At 57.8% G+C, this 17,805-nt stretch carries 15 protein-coding genes; 6 read left to right on the top strand and 9 right to left on the bottom strand.

All coding sequences use genetic code 11. The features are described 5' to 3' along the window. Positions 1–14: 14 nt before the first annotated feature. The 7 genes from QME24_RS16990 to QME24_RS16960 form a co-directional block, all read right to left on the bottom strand. Positions 15–569: a hypothetical protein gene (locus QME24_RS16990; protein ID WP_281690908.1), complete on the bottom strand. Its 555-nt coding sequence runs from the start codon at positions 567–569 to the stop codon at positions 15–17. Then, the gene (locus QME24_RS16985; protein WP_281690907.1) at positions 550–2,697 is read right to left on the bottom strand and encodes a hypothetical protein; all 2,148 of its coding nucleotides are present in this window, start codon (positions 2,695–2,697) and stop codon (positions 550–552) included. The genes QME24_RS16990 and QME24_RS16985 overlap by 20 nt, the downstream gene beginning before the upstream one ends. Beyond that, positions 2,690–4,831 (bottom strand): hypothetical protein, encoded by a 2,142-nt coding sequence (locus QME24_RS16980; RefSeq protein WP_281690906.1) that lies wholly within the window; start codon positions 4,829–4,831, stop codon positions 2,690–2,692. The genes QME24_RS16985 and QME24_RS16980 overlap by 8 nt, the downstream gene beginning before the upstream one ends. 444 nt (positions 4,832–5,275) lie before the next feature. After that, positions 5,276–6,607, bottom strand: a complete 1,332-nt coding sequence (locus QME24_RS16975; RefSeq protein WP_232892863.1) for a deoxyguanosinetriphosphate triphosphohydrolase — start codon at positions 6,605–6,607, stop codon at positions 5,276–5,278. Positions 6,608–6,763: 156 nt separating this feature from the next. Continuing rightward, on the bottom strand, positions 6,764–7,093 hold the full coding sequence (locus tag QME24_RS16970) for a hypothetical protein (RefSeq protein WP_009684003.1): 330 nt from the start codon (positions 7,091–7,093) through the stop codon (positions 6,764–6,766). Further along, positions 7,090–7,464 (bottom strand): phage holin family protein, encoded by a 375-nt coding sequence (locus QME24_RS16965; protein WP_009684002.1) that lies wholly within the window; start codon positions 7,462–7,464, stop codon positions 7,090–7,092. Before QME24_RS16965 ends, QME24_RS16970 begins: the two co-directional genes overlap by 4 nt. A 9-nt stretch (positions 7,465–7,473) precedes the next feature. Continuing rightward, positions 7,474–7,788 carry a YqjD family protein gene (locus QME24_RS16960; RefSeq protein ID WP_009684001.1) on the bottom strand — a complete coding sequence of 105 codons (315 nt, stop codon included), beginning with the start codon at positions 7,786–7,788 and terminating at the stop codon, positions 7,474–7,476. 324 nt (positions 7,789–8,112) lie between these two features. Between QME24_RS16960 and QME24_RS16955 the strand changes: the two genes are divergently transcribed. From QME24_RS16955 to QME24_RS16935, 5 genes are all read left to right on the top strand, one after another. Next, positions 8,113–9,321, top strand: a complete 1,209-nt coding sequence (locus QME24_RS16955; protein WP_280091858.1) for an ammonium transporter — start codon at positions 8,113–8,115, stop codon at positions 9,319–9,321. Positions 9,322–9,386: 65 nt separating this feature from the next. Further along, entirely contained in the window at positions 9,387–9,626 is a 240-nt protein-coding gene (locus tag QME24_RS16950; protein WP_009683999.1) for a glutaredoxin family protein, read from the top strand. Positions 9,627–9,734: 108 nt separating this feature from the next. Next, positions 9,735–10,166 (top strand): D-Ala-D-Ala carboxypeptidase family metallohydrolase, encoded by a 432-nt coding sequence (locus tag QME24_RS16945; protein ID WP_029886185.1) that lies wholly within the window; start codon positions 9,735–9,737, stop codon positions 10,164–10,166. 65 nt (positions 10,167–10,231) lie between these two features. Continuing rightward, positions 10,232–10,540 (top strand): hypothetical protein, encoded by a 309-nt coding sequence (locus QME24_RS16940; protein WP_009683997.1) that lies wholly within the window; start codon positions 10,232–10,234, stop codon positions 10,538–10,540. Between the two features lie 51 nt (positions 10,541–10,591). Further along, positions 10,592–11,476, top strand: a complete 885-nt coding sequence (locus tag QME24_RS16935) for a pseudouridine synthase (RefSeq protein WP_054905084.1) — start codon at positions 10,592–10,594, stop codon at positions 11,474–11,476. Positions 11,477–11,543: 67 nt separating this feature from the next. On the opposite strand, the gene QME24_RS16930 is transcribed toward QME24_RS16935, so the two are convergent. Continuing rightward, positions 11,544–13,109 carry a PAS domain-containing methyl-accepting chemotaxis protein gene (locus QME24_RS16930; protein WP_029886187.1) on the bottom strand — a complete coding sequence of 522 codons (1,566 nt, stop codon included), beginning with the start codon at positions 13,107–13,109 and terminating at the stop codon, positions 11,544–11,546. 180 nt (positions 13,110–13,289) lie between these two features. Then, positions 13,290–16,031: an aconitate hydratase AcnA gene (gene acnA / locus QME24_RS16925; protein WP_232892864.1), complete on the bottom strand. Its 2,742-nt coding sequence runs from the start codon at positions 16,029–16,031 to the stop codon at positions 13,290–13,292. A gap of 224 nt (positions 16,032–16,255) precedes the next feature. Here acnA and rlmM point away from each other — a divergent pair, with 224 nt between their 5' ends. Then, positions 16,256–17,320: a 23S rRNA (cytidine(2498)-2'-O)-methyltransferase RlmM gene (rlmM, locus tag QME24_RS16920; RefSeq protein ID WP_125855042.1), complete on the top strand. Its 1,065-nt coding sequence runs from the start codon at positions 16,256–16,258 to the stop codon at positions 17,318–17,320. The last annotated feature ends 485 nt before the right edge of the window (positions 17,321–17,805 follow it).

Raw genomic sequence — 17,805 nt, 5'->3', positions numbered from 1 at the left:
GGTAGAGTTGAAATTTAGGCATTTGCCTTACCCCCTTGAATGACACTCCAAGGTTTTGGGTTGTGCTGGGTGTAAGATGTAATATTATCAAATTTTAGACTTGATTCAAACAGAAAGTTAGAAAGGTTCTGCCTTGTTGCGTCGCTAAGTGATACGTCAGACTCAGTTGTTTTTTTGACGAATTGGAATAACTCCAAGTATGCGAGTGCCGCTAGATGAGCTTGGTTGAATGCCTCGTTTATTTTCTCGTTGCTTGTTGGTTCCGATGATTTGTAAGCTGTCGATGTCTTTGTAGAGAAAGTTGTGTAGATTTTTTCTCGAAGTGAAAGTAGAAGCTCCCAGTGATTTTCAATACTGGGATCAGCACCTGGTATCCGGTTGGAGATGCAGAATTTTTTTAGCGTGTTATAACTAATTTTCTGAAAAGTGTTAGAGATCTCTAGGTCGCAAAATGATTTCATGTCTGTCAACTTGGACTGCTGCAATTGAGAAGCTCTGGTCGTCCCGTTGAGAACTCCATTTAACCATTCATGGCGCTTTTGAATGTTTTCAATTGTCGAAGCTTTCATCTTGAAGATCTCCGAATTTTATGGCGATGTCGGTATCAATCACGGTGGATTCGTAAGTAGTTAGGCGTATCGTGTATGTAGAAATTAAGAATCCATCATGGTTCAAGAGTGCTCTAACGAATTGATCAAATTTGTATTGGTTAGTTGATTTTATTGATTTGCATTCTAGGGTTTCTAGGGCGTGTTTATATACTGCTGAAAGCCCTTGGTGATCCTTCTCATCGATTTGGCCTAGTTCGAGATCAATGAGTTTATCTTCAATGCACTCAACCGTGTACTGAATAAATTCTTCGTCTGGGATGTCACCACTTAAATAGTCATCTAAATGCTTTCTATCAGCGTGCCCGACATGATGTCGTAGCGCATCTTCAGTGAAGAACCGCTCGTGTCTATACATTGATAAAATAAAGAATTTCCGCATCTCATGAACTTTTATGTACCAACGTCGACCATGCGTATCTATTGGGATCTCAATGATGTCGCAGAAAGACCTGATCGCATTATCGATTCGGACGGACACCTCTTGGCCACCAGGACGGTTGAAACCTTTAGAGGATGGGAAATAAAACAGATCGTTCGAGTGCGTAGAAGTATCATTGTAGATAAGGCTTAAGTTGTTACCCAAAACTGCGAGAAGCTCCACGGCCACCGAAGATATGTAAGGTATAGGACGGCTGATGATGGGTGGGTTCTCCAATCCCTTTTTCAGAGAAGGATGGTTTAAAAAAGCACCTTCACCGTTGGTTCTGGCGACTAGAGCGTTTCTCTTTATTTTTGCGAGCTCAGTTACTCGGATCGGTTTGGTTAGGCCAATGATAATCGCGCAGGCAGCAACAAAACATTCGAGTGCTACCGCAAAAGTCATGCTTTCAGCTGTATTGGATCTGGGTGATGAGCTCGTTAATTTCGTAATGCCTAATGCGCTTGACAATTGCTGTGCGGGAAGTTCGTTGAATGGTGATGTATCATGGCGCGTTATTATTAGTTCGAATAATTTTTGACGCTCTAAGGTCATATAGCGGGGGGTGGTGCTATCTATGAATTCTTGAGAGTTGAAGGCTTTCACTAACTCAATGGTGGCATTGACTATTGGCTTGCCAAAAACCATCACCCACTCAATGGCCCTGTCAAGTGCGAGCATGCCAATTGAGTGAGGTATTTTTTTCGTATGCCCATCGGATCTATGGTTTGCCTCATTGAGAAGGTCATTGATTTCGAATTCAAAGTTCGGCATAACTTCTGGGAGCATTTGATTCCCAGCGGCAAGAGACTTTAGGATAATTAGGAACTGTTTAAGGGATTTTTTAGTCACAGACGCATGAGCGGATTGGGAGGTTGCGGCACGTTGTGACTGGTGCTTCGCACGCCTTGTCTTCCCTTCGACTAATAGCGGGCCTTGTAGAGAATCTTCGAACTGCCTCAGAAAGGCCCGCATAGAATCATGCTGAAAAGCTGAATGATTGGTGCCCAGTAATTCCGCAAGGTATATGCGGGAGACTAATCCTGAGTCGCTTGAATCTCCGTTGTGGTTGCTGATATATAGTTTTTCTTTCTTCAGAAATTCGCAAATTTTTGCTACTTGATTGGGTGTCAGTTTGTGTCCGTTGTACGATTCGCTCACTGCTTGGCAAAGCAGTTCACTGATTCTGTCTTCGAATTCCAAAACACCTGCCCATCCCCCTTTGGAGTAGCCATCACATAACAGCTTGCATGCGTTCTGATTGATTTGTCGAAAGCCATACTTTTGGGGGTTGTACTGCTTTTCATGAAGAGATGTCCAGCTCGCGATGTTAATGTAGGCCCGGATGTGTTTGATCCAGACATCAAACCCGATCTTCTTCTGAAGGTACCCTGCCCTTAAGAGAAATGCCTGTTTTTGAATCGCTTCTAAGATGACTGTGTTTTCAGGATCAGTAAGATTCGTAAGATTGCCAAGCGGGTGAGAAAATTTAATTGTTTCAATCGAATTGTTATTTCCCCGCACCACCCATGAAGGCGATCCAATTCCTCCTTCGATCAACCAGTTGGCAGTGTAATCAATAGAAGTTTCTAGGCTATCTTTGGTATGAGCTATGAGAGCAGCAAAAAAAACTCTAGATCGCTCAGTGTCTGCACGCTTGTTAGCCATTCAACGCCTCGTGATAGTGAGGTGCCACTGATGTGGTTGTAGTGAAAAGCTCAGATTTTATTTTGAGCGCTTCTCTGTATATTTGTTGAAAGCTGTGTACGGAAATCCCAGCAATATTTCTTATGATAGGGTTTTCCTGATTCGATTCAGTGGTATAAGAATAAGCGGCATGGATAAGATTTGAAAGAGTAATGATGGACTCTGCCGACATGCCAGATCTTTTATCGATGTATTGTGACTTTTGGGTGTGTGCGGTATTGTGTGTTTCTGCGAAAAGAAAAGTAGCAGCTAGGGATAAGGGTGAGAGCTTCAACAAAAGATTATGAACCAGCAGGGGCTTGGCCAAGAAGTTAGAAGCATCTTCAGTGATTTCGGTAGCGTACTTTTTAAGGTCAATTGAAATTGGGTCTGACGTCTCTGCCTCTCTCGCAGAGTTTACTACGAACCTGAAAAGGTCTTCTTCGCAAGTGAAATCACTAGCCTCCACCCGCCATGGTCGCCCCTTAGTTGCTAGGACAATCAACTTAGTTTGGAAGATCCTAAGGATTCGTATATTCCAACGCAGTATTAGCCACTTCGGGATGTAATGGGTCTTAACTACTGCGATGGAGTTTCCTAAGGCGTTAGCGGCTGCTTGATAAGTTCCTTCTTTGAGAAACGCAATCAGGCCTTGCGTGCCGCGAATTCGCTTTAGTGAAAAACTATCTTTTGATACTCCTGCCTTGCTCAGCTCATCTTCCAGCACGGTATAGAGGTTGATTCCCAGCGGCCCAGTGAATATTTTGTCTATGTTTGTACATAATCCGACGTAGTTGAATGTTGATGTCAGGAAAAGCTTCCTATAATTTGGGTCGCGATCAAGCATAAGTCGGAGTCGGGCTTTAGAAGTGGCCCGAACAAGAACGCAATACATTTCTCTGCTGGCAGGTGATAAAGCGGAAACTTTTCTACTGTTCGCGCGTGGCTTGCTAACGCTCCACATCAGGCGATCTAAGTCACTATTGAAGTAATGAATAGGTACATCCGTAGTAGAATAGTAATCCGCTTCTTGAAGGGATATAGGTGTGAATTTTGGATTGTCGGCTATAATGATTGCTGCCGCTGCAGCGCAATCTCTCGCGGATATGTGCCCCAACAAGCGATTCAGAGTTTCATTGGTGCGAGCCATTGGTGCCCTATATCCACCAGCGACTTCTTTAATTCTTTCATTCATTCGGGCTTGAATTTTCGCGTTGTTGCAAATAGGACGCAGGAATGGGATTTCCTTCATTAATTCGTAGTTGATGTATTGCAGTTTATCAGTTTTCATAAAGTAATAATCTACAACCGCTAAGAACCATGCCACTCCGTCAGGATTTATTGGATCAGCAAGATGCTTGCCGTTTGCGTAAAACTCTCCTGAGCTAAGAACTTCATCAATTTTCTCGGGGGGAATTGAGTCAATTAATTCGGCGCCAATTGCATGGCAGGCAACCACATTGTCCCAGTATTTCTGGCAGGCGCGGATTATACCTTTGGAACGTGTCTCCAACTGGCTTTGCAAATTTTCAAGGAACTTATCAGTTGGTACGTTAAGGTCTTTGTCGATAAGGTAAGTTTTTGGCCATAGATTTTCAGTGTCCGTAAGCTCCCAAAGCTGCTCTTCGGTAGAGTCGAGTATGTTCGAATCGCTTCGATCTTCAAGAACGTCTGGAAGCTTCATTGAAGGTAGCAGGATGTTGTAAGGAACAATCGCTGCTTGTTTCAAGTGCTTATAAAGGTCTGCGTTTCTGCGCCAGTGGGCGCGCATCGTGATCTCATCTCTATCACCACTTCCCCTAAGTTTTTCGGGGTTGGATAGATGATGTATGAAGTGCTCGTAAATAAATCTCCTCCACTCGGGGTCTTTAGGTGGAGGAATGTCCTTGTTATTTTCGGAGGCGTATTGAAACATGCGTTTTGCGACTTCAATCCACGCCGTTCCACTGAATCTTGTGCCGCGCCTGCAGAGCTTTAAGACTTCTCCGCACATCAGATGCATGCTCTCCTCGGAGGCTTGGCTCGGACGCGGAACTACCGTCTCTCTGTATCCTTGTTTGTTAGGCCATTCCGTCCTGAAAACAACCTGCTGGGGAGTCAAACGATACGAGTACATTGGCGTGCCTCCGAGATCATGATGAAATCGTAGCCGTCATGTGCTTGGTGTCAAATTTGAGGTGTCAAAAATCGGCTTTTTTATAGCGTAACATACTGAATTATAAGAAATTATAAAATTCCACCTTGGTGCGTGTGTCCACAAAACCAATAGAATGCATGTTCAACTTGCCTGCGGTCAATTGTGGGTGACAGGCGGCACCTTATCGCAGTTGGAAGTCAACGGGCATGCAAGGAAGGGCTGTTTGCCCCATATGGGAAATGGCTTACAAGATAAAGCAAAACGGGCTACGAGATAATCGTGCGCGACCCAATGTCAAAGTGCATTTGGTAACTTTTCGTTGGCAAATTAAACGTGTTGTTTAATTTGCCCTCGGTATATGTAGGAAGTTTCCTGTAACCCAGGTGCAGGACCGGCACGCTGGCCGGTCTGCACCGCCATGGCTCAGCCCGGGCCCGAGCGCCCGGTCATTTCCCTGGCCATTTCGCTGGCGTAGCTGTCGGTCATGCCGGCGATGAAATCGATCATGCGCAGGAACGCGTTGTACAGCGAGCCGTGTGGGTCTGGTGCACTGTTGCCGAGCAGGTCCATGACGCGCCGGCTCTTGAACGAGGGTGTGCGCCCGCCGTGTTGTTCGAGCGCCGCGCCGCAGAAGGTATTGAGCAGGATTTCCAGTGTGGTGTAGGCGCCGATTTCGTGCAGGGTCTTGCGCTTGTCCTGGAAGATCTTGTTGCGCGCCATGTCTTTGGCCTGCAGGACGCAGCGCTTGGCCGGGCCGTGCATGTGTTCGACCAGGTCGCCTGGCAGTTGCCCGGCCAGCAACGCGTGCTGCTGCTCGACAAAAGCCTGGGCGGCAGCGTTGGTCAAGTGCTCGATGGCCTTACCACGCAGGATGGCCAGCTTGCGCCGGCGAGAATCGCCGGCGCCCAGTTGGCGATAGGTTTCCGGCAGATCGTCGCCGACCAGGTCGAGCAGCAAGGCTTCGACTTCGCCGTATTGCAGCAAGTCCATCTCCAGGCCGTCTTCCAGGTCGATCAGCGCGTAGCAGATGTCATCGGCCGCTTCCATCAGGTACACCAACGGGTGGCGCGCCCAGCGCTGGTGCTCCAGCTGTGGCAGGCCGAGCTTGAGGGCGATCTGTTCGAGCAGTGGCAGCTCGCTCTGATAACTGCCGAACTTGTGCTTCTTGTAGCCCAGGGCGTCGGCATGGCGGGCGCTCCAGGGGTATTTGAGGTAGGTGCCGAGGGTGGCATAGGTCAACCGGGTGCCACCGTCGAACTGGTGGTACTCCAGTTGCGTAAGCACGCGGAAGCCCTGCGCATTGCCCTCGAAATTGAGGAAGTCGGCACGCTCGTCATCACCCATGTCGTCCAGCCACCCGCGCCCGGCCGCCTGCTGGAACCAGTGACGTATGGCGTCTTCGCCAGAATGGCCGAATGGCGGGTTGCCGATGTCGTGGGCCAGGCAGGCCGACTGCACGATCATCCCCAGGTCGCTGGGCGCGCACCAGTCTGGCAAGCTTTCGCGCAGGGTTTCACCCACGCGCATGCCCAGCGAACGCCCCACGCAACTGACTTCCAGCGAATGGGTCAGGCGCGTGTGAATGTGATCGTTACTGGTGACGGGGTGCACTTGGGTCTTGCGCCCCAGGCGGCGAAAGGCGCCCGAGAAAATGATGCGGTCGTGGTCTTTGTGGAAGGGGCTGCGCCCGAGTTCTTCGGCGCTATACAGGGCTTTGCCCAGACGTTCGCGGGTGAGCAGGGTGTGCCAGTCCAAGGCGCGGTCTCCAGGGGGTCAAAGGCTATAGCTTCTGGTGTGCTGTGCCTGCGCGCAAGTGGCAGGGGCAACGCTGGCCGCTGGCACGCATTACCCGCGAATGGCCGGTGGCGGCACCGACACATTCGCGGTCGAGCCTGCGCCCATGCACCGCCTTCAGCGGCGACGGCTACCTTGCAGGTACAGGCGCACCAGCGGCAGCAGGCTGGTGCCCAGGCGCACAAGCCTGCCCAGGTTGCCGCTGCGCACGCCCTTGCCGGTCATGAAGCCCAGGGCTACCACAGCGCCAATGCCCCACAGCGGCGCGTGTTTGATGCCCAAGCCGTCGTGCAGCGAGCTGCCCATGCCGCGCATGCGCTGCAACGGTGCCAGCAGTTGCCCGGATTCGTGGCGGATCTCCTGGCGGTGCATTTCCATGCGCAGGCGCAGCAACGCCTTGCGCAGCTCGCGTGGGTTTCGTGTGTTCGGCAGTTGTGGCAGGTTCATGGCAACAAGCGCTCCCGGTCCTTGGCGAGTTCTTCGAGGGTGGCGTTGAAGGGAGATGACTCGTCGAACACCGCTGCCTTCAACCGTACACCGCAATACAGTGCAGCCAGGCTATAGAACACGCACAGGCCGATGATGCCGGCAAGGCGATAGCTGTCCCACAGCAGCACCAGTAGCAAGCCCGACAGTGCAGTGAGCAGCAGCAGGGCGAACACCAGTGCCAGGCCGGCGAACAACAGCAACCTCAGCGTGCGGCCTTTCTGCTCCTGCAGCTCGATACCGAACAGCTCGATATGGCTGTGCAGCAGCCCCAGCGCGGCTGCGCCCAGGCGCCTGCCCGATGCGCCGGCGCCGTTGGCTTCGTTCTCCATGGGAACCCCTTAACGCCGGTTGGCCAGCAGGCCGATCAACAGGCCGACGCCGGCAGCGATGCCGATGGCCTGCCATGGGTTTTCCTGTACGTACTGCTCGGCGCTGCCCAGCGCAGCCTGGCCGCGGTCGCGTACCGACTCCTGGGTCAACTGCAGGGTTTCGCGGGCCTGGGCCAGGCGCTCGTGAATCTGCCCGCGCAACTCCTCGGCCTGGTCGCCTGCCAGGTTGGCGGTGTCGGCCAGCAGCTTTTCGGTGTCGCGCACCAAAGCCTGGAAGTCAGCCATCAATATCTCTTGTGCAGTCTTTGCCGAATTGCTGGCCATGTGTCTCTCCCTGTCGATGAATGTTGGTAGTTCGAGTGATAGCAGGCGCGGAAGGTTCAAGTGACCGTACACCCGCGTGTGCTGGTATGCGCCTTGCTATGTGTTTGCCACGTTGCGGGGCACCTCAGGCTGTTCTTGCGCCGATTCGGGGCGCCCACGCGGCGAATATCGATAAACCTTAACGCAATCCTCGACAAACCCAAGAAAAAACCACGCAGGTCGCGCCCACGCAACTGAAACAGGGTGATGGCTGGCACCGATTCGGTGCAGGGATGCAGGTTCTTGAACTGTCCTGGTGCCTTTTTCAGCAGGTCTGCCTATTTCATGGATAACATGCACAGCGCGATGGACTCCCTGGTCCACGGTTCCAACACCCTGTTCCTTCTCATGGGCGCCATTCTGGTGCTGGCCATGCATGCCGGCTTCGCGTTTCTCGAAGTGGGCACCGTACGCCACAAGAACCAGGTCAATGCCTTGTCGAAGATCCTCAGCGACTTCGCCGTTTCGGCGCTGGTGTATTTCTTTATAGGCTACTGGATCGCCTATGGGGTCAACTTCTTCCAGCCTGCTGCAACGCTGGCTGCCGACCATGGCTACGCGCTGGTCAAGTGCTTCTTCCTGTTGACCTTCGCTGCAGCCATTCCGGCGATCATTTCCGGGGGCATCGCCGAGCGTGCGCGTTTCGTGCCGCAACTGTGTGCCACCGCACTGATCGTGGCATTCGTCTACCCCTTCTTCGAGGGCGTGGTGTGGAACGGCAACCTGGGCCTGCAAGCCTGGTTGCAGGACCGCTTTGGCGCGCCGTTCCATGACTTTGCCGGCTCGGTGGTGGTGCATGCCATGGGCGGCTGGCTGGCGCTGGCGGCGGTGCTGCTGCTCGGCCCGCGCCGCGGTCGCTATCGCGATGGTCGGCTGGTGGCTTTTGCGCCCTCGAGCATTCCCTTTCTCGCCCTGGGCTCGTGGATCCTGATCATTGGCTGGTTCGGTTTCAACGTGATGAGCGCCCAGACCTTGGAGGGGCTCAGTGGCCTGGTGGCGATCAACTCGTTGCTCGCCATGGTTGGCGGCACGTTGTCGGCGTTGCTGGCAGGGCGCAACGACCCTGGCTTCCTGCATAACGGGCCGTTGGCCGGGTTGGTGGCGGTTTGCGCCGGCTCAGACCTGATGCACCCGATCGGTGCGCTGGCTACCGGCCTGGTGGCGGGCGGGCTGTTCGTGTGGACGTTCACCGCGGCCCAGAACCGCTGGAAAATCGACGACGTGCTGGGTGTTTGGCCGTTGCATGGCCTGTGTGGCGTGTGGGGTGGGGTTGCCTGCGGCATCTTCGGCCAGACGGCACTGGGCGGCATGGGCGGCGTGAGCCTGGTCAGCCAGCTGCTGGAGAGCCTGATGGGGGTGGTGGTGGCACTCGCCGGTGGTTTTGCCGTGTATGGTGCGCTGCGCGCCGTGCATGGCCTGCGCCTGAGCCATGAACAGGAGTTCCAGGGCGCCGACCTGTCGCTGCACCGTATCGGCGCCACCAGCCAGGATTGAAGGTGCACGATGGCCGTGGTGGTCCTAGAATAGGTTTCTCTGCATGCCACATCGGGAGCCGCCCCATGCTGCCTGAATGCCAACTGTTCGGCACCCTCGGCTGCCACCTGTGTGAAGTGGCCGAGTCGGTGCTGATGCCCTTCGTCGATCATGGCCTGCTGGTGGAGCTGGTCGATGTTGCCGAAAGCCAGCCTTTGTTCGAACGCTATGGGCTGGTCATTCCGGTGCTCCGGCGCTGTGACAACGGTGCCGAGTTGCACTGGCCGTTCGATGCCGAGCAGGTGGTGGCGTTCCTGGGGCAATGACACCGACAGGGGAGGTACAACCCTGCTCCATGGCAGGTGATGCGCGCTGATGATCAGGCGCCGGCGCACCAGTGCCGGTGCCCCTAGCCATCATCGGAACCGCTTGCCATGTTGATCACACCACATTTCACCCTCGCTGAACTGACCGTTTCCCAGCTCGCGGCCAGGGATGGGTTCGACAACACCCCGCCACCTGAAGCCAGGGCCAACCTGCAACTGCTGTGTTGTGCCCTGGAGCAGGTGCGCGCGCTGTTCGGCGTGCCCATCATTGTCAGCAGTGGCTACCGTAGCGAGAAAGTCAACCGCTTGATTGGCGGTGCCGCCAACAGCCAGCATGTACAAGGGCTGGCGGCTGACTTCACGGTCATCGAGGTCAGCCCGCGCGAGACCGTGCAACGGATCAGCGAAAGTACGGTGCCCTTCGATCAACTCATCCTGGAATTCGACAAGTGGGTGCACCTGTCGGTGGCGCGGGGCACCCCGCGGCGCCAGGTGTTGACCATCCGCAAGGGCAGCGGCTATCTGGCGGGGCTGCAATGAAGCGCATTGACTGCGACGCGAGGATGTTCGTATGCTGTATATAAATACAGTATCGAGGTAAAGCCATGCTCAACGTCGAGCAACTCAAGTACAGCGTCAACCGCATGCCTGTGGAGCGGGTGGCCGACGCCGTTCTGGAACTGCGCCTCGAGGGCCTGGTGACCGATGACCGCACCCCCTTCGGCAAGGTGCACTTCAATACCTGCTTTGCCGAGATCGAAGCCTTGTTCCAGCGGGCCGGCTACCACCGTGGGCTCGATGTGGTCGGGTACCAAGGGGCGCTCTACGCACTTTACGACCCTGGCCGCTGGGAGCCTGTGCAGGTGCTGCGCTGGTTGAAGGAACGCAGCGAGGCGCTGGCCCAGGCTGGTTGATGGGGCGGGGTTGGGTGATAATGCGCGGCCGTTTCTGTTCCGAGCCCTGCCATGTCCACGCCTTTCGACCCCGCCCGCCAGCAAGCCAGCACCGTGTGCCTGCCACCCGGTCACTGGGCAACGGTGCTCGATTGCCTGTGTGACCATTTCAAGGCCATCGACCGTGCCCAGTGGCTCGACCGCTTTGCCAGGGGGCGGGTGCTGGACGCCCAGGGGCAGGCAGTGGCTGCCGAGCTGCCTTACAAACCGGGCATGCGCTTGCACTATTTTCGCGAAGTGCCGAACGAGCGACCGATTCCGGTGCAGGAGCACGTGCTGCACGTGGACGAGCACCTGGTGGTGGCGGACAAGCCGCATTTCCTGCCGGTGACACCGACTGGCGAGTACGTTGAGCACACCTTGCTGCGCCGCCTGATCCGCAGGCTGGATAACCCTCACCTGGTGCCGTTGCATCGCATCGATCGGCATACCGCCGGGCTCGTGCTGTTCTCTGCCAACCCGCTTACGCGTAGCGCTTATCAGCGGCTGTTCCCCGAGCGACGTATCGACAAGCGCTACCAGGCCATCGCGGCCGCTTTGCCGCAACATGCGTTTCCGTTGGTGCACAAAAGCCGCCTGGTGCATGGCGAGCCCTTTTTCCGCATGCATGAGGTAGAGGGTGAGGCCAATAGTGAAACCCTGGCCGAAGTGCTGGAGAAGCGCGGAGCGCTGTGGCGGTACGGGTTGTCGCCGGTCACCGGCAAGACCCACCAGTTGCGGGTGCACATGGCTGCGTTGGGCGCGGGCATCAGCAATGACCCGTTCTATCCGCAGTTGCTCGACACCGCAGACGATTACCAGCGGCCATTGAAACTGCTGGCGCAGAGCCTGCGTTTCACCGACCCGTTGAGCGGCGAAGAGCGCTATTTCGAGAGCCGCTTGAGCCTGGACTGGTAACCCTGCCTGGGCATGCGTTGCCAGCCAGGGGCTGCTGTGCAACCCCTCGCGGCGCGCAGGTCTGCGGTCAGCGGTTGAAGCGCTCCACAAGTGAGTACTGGCTCCCGGCCGTAGTGGTCAGCTCTTCGCTCAACAGCGCCGAGTGCTGTGCCTGCTCGGCGGTCTGGTCGGCCAGTTCGGCGATGGTGCTGATGTTACGGCTGATCTCATCGGCCACGGCGGTCTGCTCTTCGGTCGCGGCGGCAATCTGGGTCGCCATGTCGGTGATGTTGGCGACCGCTTCGCTGATGCCGACCAGCGCTTCGTCAGCCTGCATCACACGATCAACGCCTTCCTGCGCCTGACGGTGGCCGGTTTCCATGGTCAGTACGGCGTTGCTGGCGGTTTGCTGCAGCTTGGCGATCAGGCTGTGGATCTGCCCGGTGGACTCGGCGGTGCGTTGAGCCAGCTGGCGCACTTCGTCGGCCACTACGGCAAAGCCACGGCCCATTTCCCCAGCCCGCGCCGCCTCGATGGCGGCATTCAATGCCAGCAGGTTGGTCTGGTCGGCAATGCCCTTGATCACATCGACGACACCGCCAATTTCGTCGCTGTCCTTGGCCAGTTGCGTGACGGTCTGGCCGGTTTCGCCCACTGCTGTCGACAGGCGTTCGATGGCCTCGCGGGTTTCCCCGGCAATCTGCCGGCCTTGGCTGGTCAGGCGGTTGGCTTCCTGGGTGGCATCGGCTGTGCGTTGCACGTGGTTGGCAACTTCCTGGGTGGTCGCAGCCATCTGGTTGACGGCGGCGGCGACCTGTTCGGTTTCGACCCGCTGGCGTTCCAGCCCCGAAGAGCTCTTGTGTGCCAGGGCGTCGGACTGCCGCGCCTGGTCGCTGAGGTGCTCGGCGCTGTCCTGCAAGCGGGTCAGGCAGGTTTTCATGCGCGCATCCTGGCTGAGCATGGCCATTTCCAGGCGGGCCTGCACGCCACGGCTGTCGGTGTACATCTGCGCGATCAGCGGGTCGGAGGTGGTCTGTTCAGCCAGCCGCAGCAAGCGCTTGAGGCCGCGTTGCTGCCAGCTCAGGCCGATCAACCCAAGCGGTACGGAAAGCGCGGCGGCCAACGCGAAGCCCCAGGAATGGCCCAGCCAGTTGCCAATCAGGAAGCCCGCCTGGCTGATCAGGATGAACGGCAACCAGTCCTGCAGCACCGGCAGCCACTTGTCACGGCGCGGTACCGGCGGCTTGCCCTGATTGATGCGCTGGTACAGCGCCTCGGCGCGGCGGATCTGTTCGGCGGTGGGTTTGACCCGCACAGACTCGAAGCCGACCACCTGGTTGTTGTCGAAAATCGGTGTGACGTAGGCGTTGACCCAGTAGTGATCGCCCGACTTGCAGCGGTTCTTGACGATACCCATCCACGGCTGGCCTTGCTTGAGGGTTTGCCACATATGGGCAAACACAGCAGGCGGCACGTCGGGGTGGCGCACCAGATTGTGCGGCGCACCGGTCAGTTCTTCGCGGGTGAACCCACTGATGTCGATGAAGGCATCATTGCAGTAGGTAATCACGCCCTTGGCGTTGGTGGTGGAGATCAACCGCTGCTGGGCAGGGAAAGTCCGTTCTCTCTGGGTAATCGGCTGGTTGTTACGCATGGGGTGATAGTCCGCAGGGCTTTGGATGGGTATCGGCAAGCCACCGGGATTATTGAGTGATTATTTAACATGCGTGACAAAAGGTGTTCGATTTTGGTGCAAGGGTGCCTGAGCAATCGAACGCCGTGTGGGCGGCGCTCGATTGGCAGGTGTCGCAGGTTTTTCGGTGCGGCTGCGCCCTCAACCCGCAATCAGCTGGCGCAGCACATAATGCAGAATCCCGCCTGCCTTGAAGTACTCCACCTCGTTGACGGTATCGATCCGGCACAGCACCTCGATCTGTTCCTGCTGGCCATCCTCGCGGGTGATGCGCACCTGTAGCGGCATGCCGGGGTGAATCGGTGCGCCGTCCAGCCCCAGCACGTCGATCTGCTCCTTGCCGGTCAGCCCCAGCGCCTTGCGGTCATGCCCGGCCGTGAACTGCAGCGGCAGCACGCCCATGCCCACCAGGTTGGAGCGGTGGATACGCTCGAAGCTTTCCGCCAGCACTGCCTTCACGCCCAGCAGGTTGGTGCCCTTGGCCGCCCAGTCGCGGCTGGAGCCGGTGCCGTATTCCTGCCCGGCAATCACCACCAGCGGGGTTCCTTCCTGCTGGTAGCGCATGGCCGCGTCATAGATCGACAGTTTTTCACCCGAGGGCACGTGCAAGGTGTTGCCGCCTTCCTCGCCCGCCAGCATTTCGTTGCGGATTCGGATATTGGCGAACGTACCGCGCATCATCACTTCATGGTTGCCGCGCCGCGAACCATAGGAGTTGAAGTCGCGTGGCTCCACACCTTTTTCGCGCAGGTACCGCCCCGCGGGGCTGTCGGCCTTGATGTTGCCGGCAGGGGAAATATGGTCGGTGGTCACCGAGTCGCCCAACAGCGCCAGCACGCGGGCGCCTCGGATGTCGGTGATGGCCGGTGGCGGCCCGCCGATGTCGTCGAAGAAGGGAGGGTGCTGAATATAGGTGGAGTCTGCCTGCCACACGTAGGTAGCGGCCTGGGGTACCTCGATGGCCTGCCACTGGGCATCGCCGGCGAACACTTCGGCATATTGCTTGTGGAACATGGCCGTGTCGACTTTGGCCACGGCCGCCGCGATCTCCTGCTGGCTGGGCCAGATATCGCGCAGGTACACCGGTTGGCCGTCCTTGCCCGTACCCAGCGGGTCACGCGTCAGGTCCACGCGCACACTGCCAGCGAGCGCATAGGCCACGACCAGGGGCGGCGAAGCCAGCCAGTTGGTCTTGACCAGCGGGTGAACGCGCCCTTCGAAATTACGGTTGCCCGACAGCACCGAGGCCACGGTGAGGTCCGCGCTGGCAATGGCCTTCTCGATGGCTTCATCCAGCGGGCCGGAGTTGCCGATGCAGGTGGTGCAGCCATAGCCAACCAGATCGAAGCCCAGTTCGTCGAGGTAAGGCGTGAGCCCGGCGGCCTGGAAGTAGTCGGTGACCACCTTGGAGCCCGGTGCCAGCGAGCTTTTCACCCAGGGTTTGCGTTGCAGGCCTTTTTCCAGGGCTTTCTTGGCTACCAGCCCGGCAGCCATCATCACGCTGGGGTTGGAGGTATTGGTGCACGAGGTGATGGCGGCGATCACCACGGCGCCATCGCGCAGGGTGTGGGTCTGGCCTTGGTGGCTGTAGTCGATCTCGCCGGCCTGGTCGGCATTGCCAACGGCCACGCCGCCACCCCCTTCACTTTCCAGGCGGCCGACTTCCTTGGCCAGCGGCTTGGGTTGCAGTTCGATGAAGTGGTCGAAGGCCTGGCTGACCTGGCCCAGTGCGACCCGGTCCTGCGGCCGCTTGGGCCCGGCCAGGCTGGCTTCGACGTCGTGCATGTCCAGCGCCAGGGTGTCGCTGAACAGCGGCTCGTGGCCGGGCAAGCGCCACATGCCTTGGGTTTTGCAGTACTGCTCGACCAGTTGCACGGTCGCTTCTGGCCGCCCAGACAGGCGCAGGTAGTCCAGGGTGACGTCATCGACCGGGAAAAACCCGCATGTAGCGCCGTACTCCGGGGCCATGTTGGCGAGGGTGGCGCGGTCGGCAAGCGGCAGCTCGGCCAGGCCGTCGCCATAGAACTCGACGAACTTGCCGACCACGCCTTTCTTGCGCAGCATCTGGGTCACGGTCAGCACCAGGTCGGTCGCAGTGATGCCCTCGCGCAGCTTGCCGGTCAGCTTGAAGCCGATCACTTCCGGGATCAGCATCGATACGGGCTGGCCGAGCATGGCCGCCTCGGCCTCGATACCGCCGACCCCCCAGCCGAGCACGCCCAGGCCGTTGATCATGGTGGTGTGCGAGTCGGTGCCGACCAAGGTGTCGGGGAAGGCATAGGTGCGGCCATCGGCTTCACGGGTCCATACCGTGCGGCCCAGGTATTCCAGGTTGACCTGGTGGCAGATGCCGGTGCCCGGCGGTACCACGCTGAAGTTGTCGAAGGCGTTCTGGCCCCAGCGCAGGAAAGCATAGCGCTCGCCGTTGCGCTGCATTTCGATTTCCACGTTCTCGCTGAAGGCTTGCGTTGTGCCGTAGCGGTCGACCATCACCGAGTGGTCGATCACCAGGTCGACCGGTGACAGCGGGTTGATGAGTTGTGGGTCGCCGCCGGCCTTGGCCATGGCGGCGCGCATGGCGGCCAGGTCGACCACTGCCGGTACGCCGGTGAAGTCCTGCATCAGTACGCGTGCGGGGCGGTACTGGATTTCGCGGTCGGAGCGCCGCTCGCCCAGCCATTGGGCGAGGGCGCGCAAATCGTCGCCGGTCACGGTTTTGCCGTCTTCCCAGCGCAGCAGGTTTTCCAGCAGCACCTTCAGGGACATGGGCAGGCGTTGCAGGTCACCCAGCTGGCGGGCGGCTTCGGTGAGGCTGAAATAGTGGTAGGTCTGGTCGCCGACCTTGAGCGGCTTGAGGGTGTTCAGGCTATCGAGCGAGGGCATTGCCAACTCCTTCTGCGCCGGTGCCCGGCATTGAATTGCGGTTTGCCGGTAGCACCGTTATGTATCGGCCCGCACGGCACGGACCTGGCTGAAAGGTCAGGTTAGACCGGTTTAGGCCACCTGACCCTTTTCTGGACCGGCGGGGCGTGTCGCAGGTTCCGAACTTCCTTTATCATCGCCGCCCTGCCGGCGCCTGTGACGCGCCCGCCGTAGTGGAGTGAGAGATGAATACCCTGTTCATGCATTGCCGGCCCGGTTTCGAGGGTGAGGTGTGCGCCGAGATCAGCGAACATGCCGCCCGCCTGGGTGTCGCGGGCTATGCCAAAGGCAAGCCGCAAAGTGCCAGCGCCGAGTTTGTCTGTAGCGAGGAGGGCGGTGCCGAGCGGTTGATGGGGGAGCTGCGTTTCAATCAGCTGATCTTCCCGCGGCAATGGGCCCGGGGTGCGTTTGTCGAGCTGCCGGAAAGTGACCGTATCAGTGTGCTGCTGGCGCAGTTGGCTGGTTTTCCGGTGTTCGGCAGCCTGTGGCTGGAAGTGCTGGACAGCAACGAGGGCAAGGCGTTATCGACGTTCTGCCGCAAGTTCGAAGTGCCTTTGCGCAAGGCCCTGGAAAAGGCCGGGCGCCTGGTTGACGACGCCAGCCGCCCACGCTTGCTGCTGACCTTCATCAGTGGCCGGCGGGTATTTGCGGGTATCGCTGCGGCCAACAACAGCGCGTTGTGGCCCATGGGTATCCCGCGTCTCAAGTTCCCCCGCGAGGCGCCCAGCCGTTCGACCCTCAAGCTGGAAGAGGCCTGGCACCATTTCATCCCGCGTGAGCAGTGGGAGCAGCGCTTGGGCGATGATATGACCGGCGTCGACCTGGGGGCTTCGCCGGGAGGGTGGACTTACCAGCTGGTGCGTCGTGGCATGTTGGTGACGGCTATCGATAATGGGCCGATGGCCGAGAGCCTGATGGATACCGGCTTGGTCCAGCACCTGATGGCCGATGGTTTTACCTGGCAACCCAGGCAACCGGTGGACTGGATGGTTTGCGATATCGTCGAGAAGCCGGCGCGGACGACTTCGCTGATCGAAACCTGGTTGGGTGAGGGGCTATGCCGGGAGGCGGTGGTCAACCTGAAGTTGCCGATGAAGCAGCGTTATGCCGAGGTAAGGCGGCTGCTCGAGCGCATGGAGGCGACGTTCAAGGCGCGCAAGGTACGGGTTTCGATTGCGTGCAAGCAGCTGTATCACGACCGTGAGGAAGTGACATGCCATTTGCGGCGGCTTGATCTGAAACCTCGTTGAATCGGTGCTTGGTGCTTGAGGGTGGGGCCGATGGGAACGAATACCTATGCGGTTTCAACGCCCACATTGTTGCAGAGCTTGGAATCCTGGGCGCTGGTTTTTGGTGGCGCGATAACTCCAGCTGCGATAGCGACGCATAGTCACCTTTTCGCCCTTACGGCGAGTCACTTTTTGTCAGACGCGACAAAAAGTAACCAAAAAACGCTGCGCTCCCGTCATCCGGCCCCTGCGCTGCGCTCCGGGGTTCCCTCGCTACGGTCATGCTCCCGGGAGTACGCGCTGCAGGCCCCATCCCTGGGGCCTCAGCGCTTGACGGGCATCCATGCCCGTCACCTCCCTCCGCATGCCCTCCGCTCGGCCTCCTGAAGTCGCGAAGATCAAGATCAAGATCAAGATCAAGATCAAGATCAAGATCAACAGCCAGATCAAAAGCTGTGCGGGGTTTGGTTGCGTGGTGCGAAATCCAAGCAAGTGCTGCTGTTGCT

It is taken from the genome of Pseudomonas sp. PARCl1 (genome assembly GCF_947311875.1).
GTDB classification, from domain to species: Bacteria; Pseudomonadota; Gammaproteobacteria; order Pseudomonadales; family Pseudomonadaceae; genus Aquipseudomonas; species Aquipseudomonas juntendi.
The sequence above is the reverse complement of the archived record's forward strand: the minus strand, read 5'-3'. Positions and strand labels throughout refer to the sequence as shown.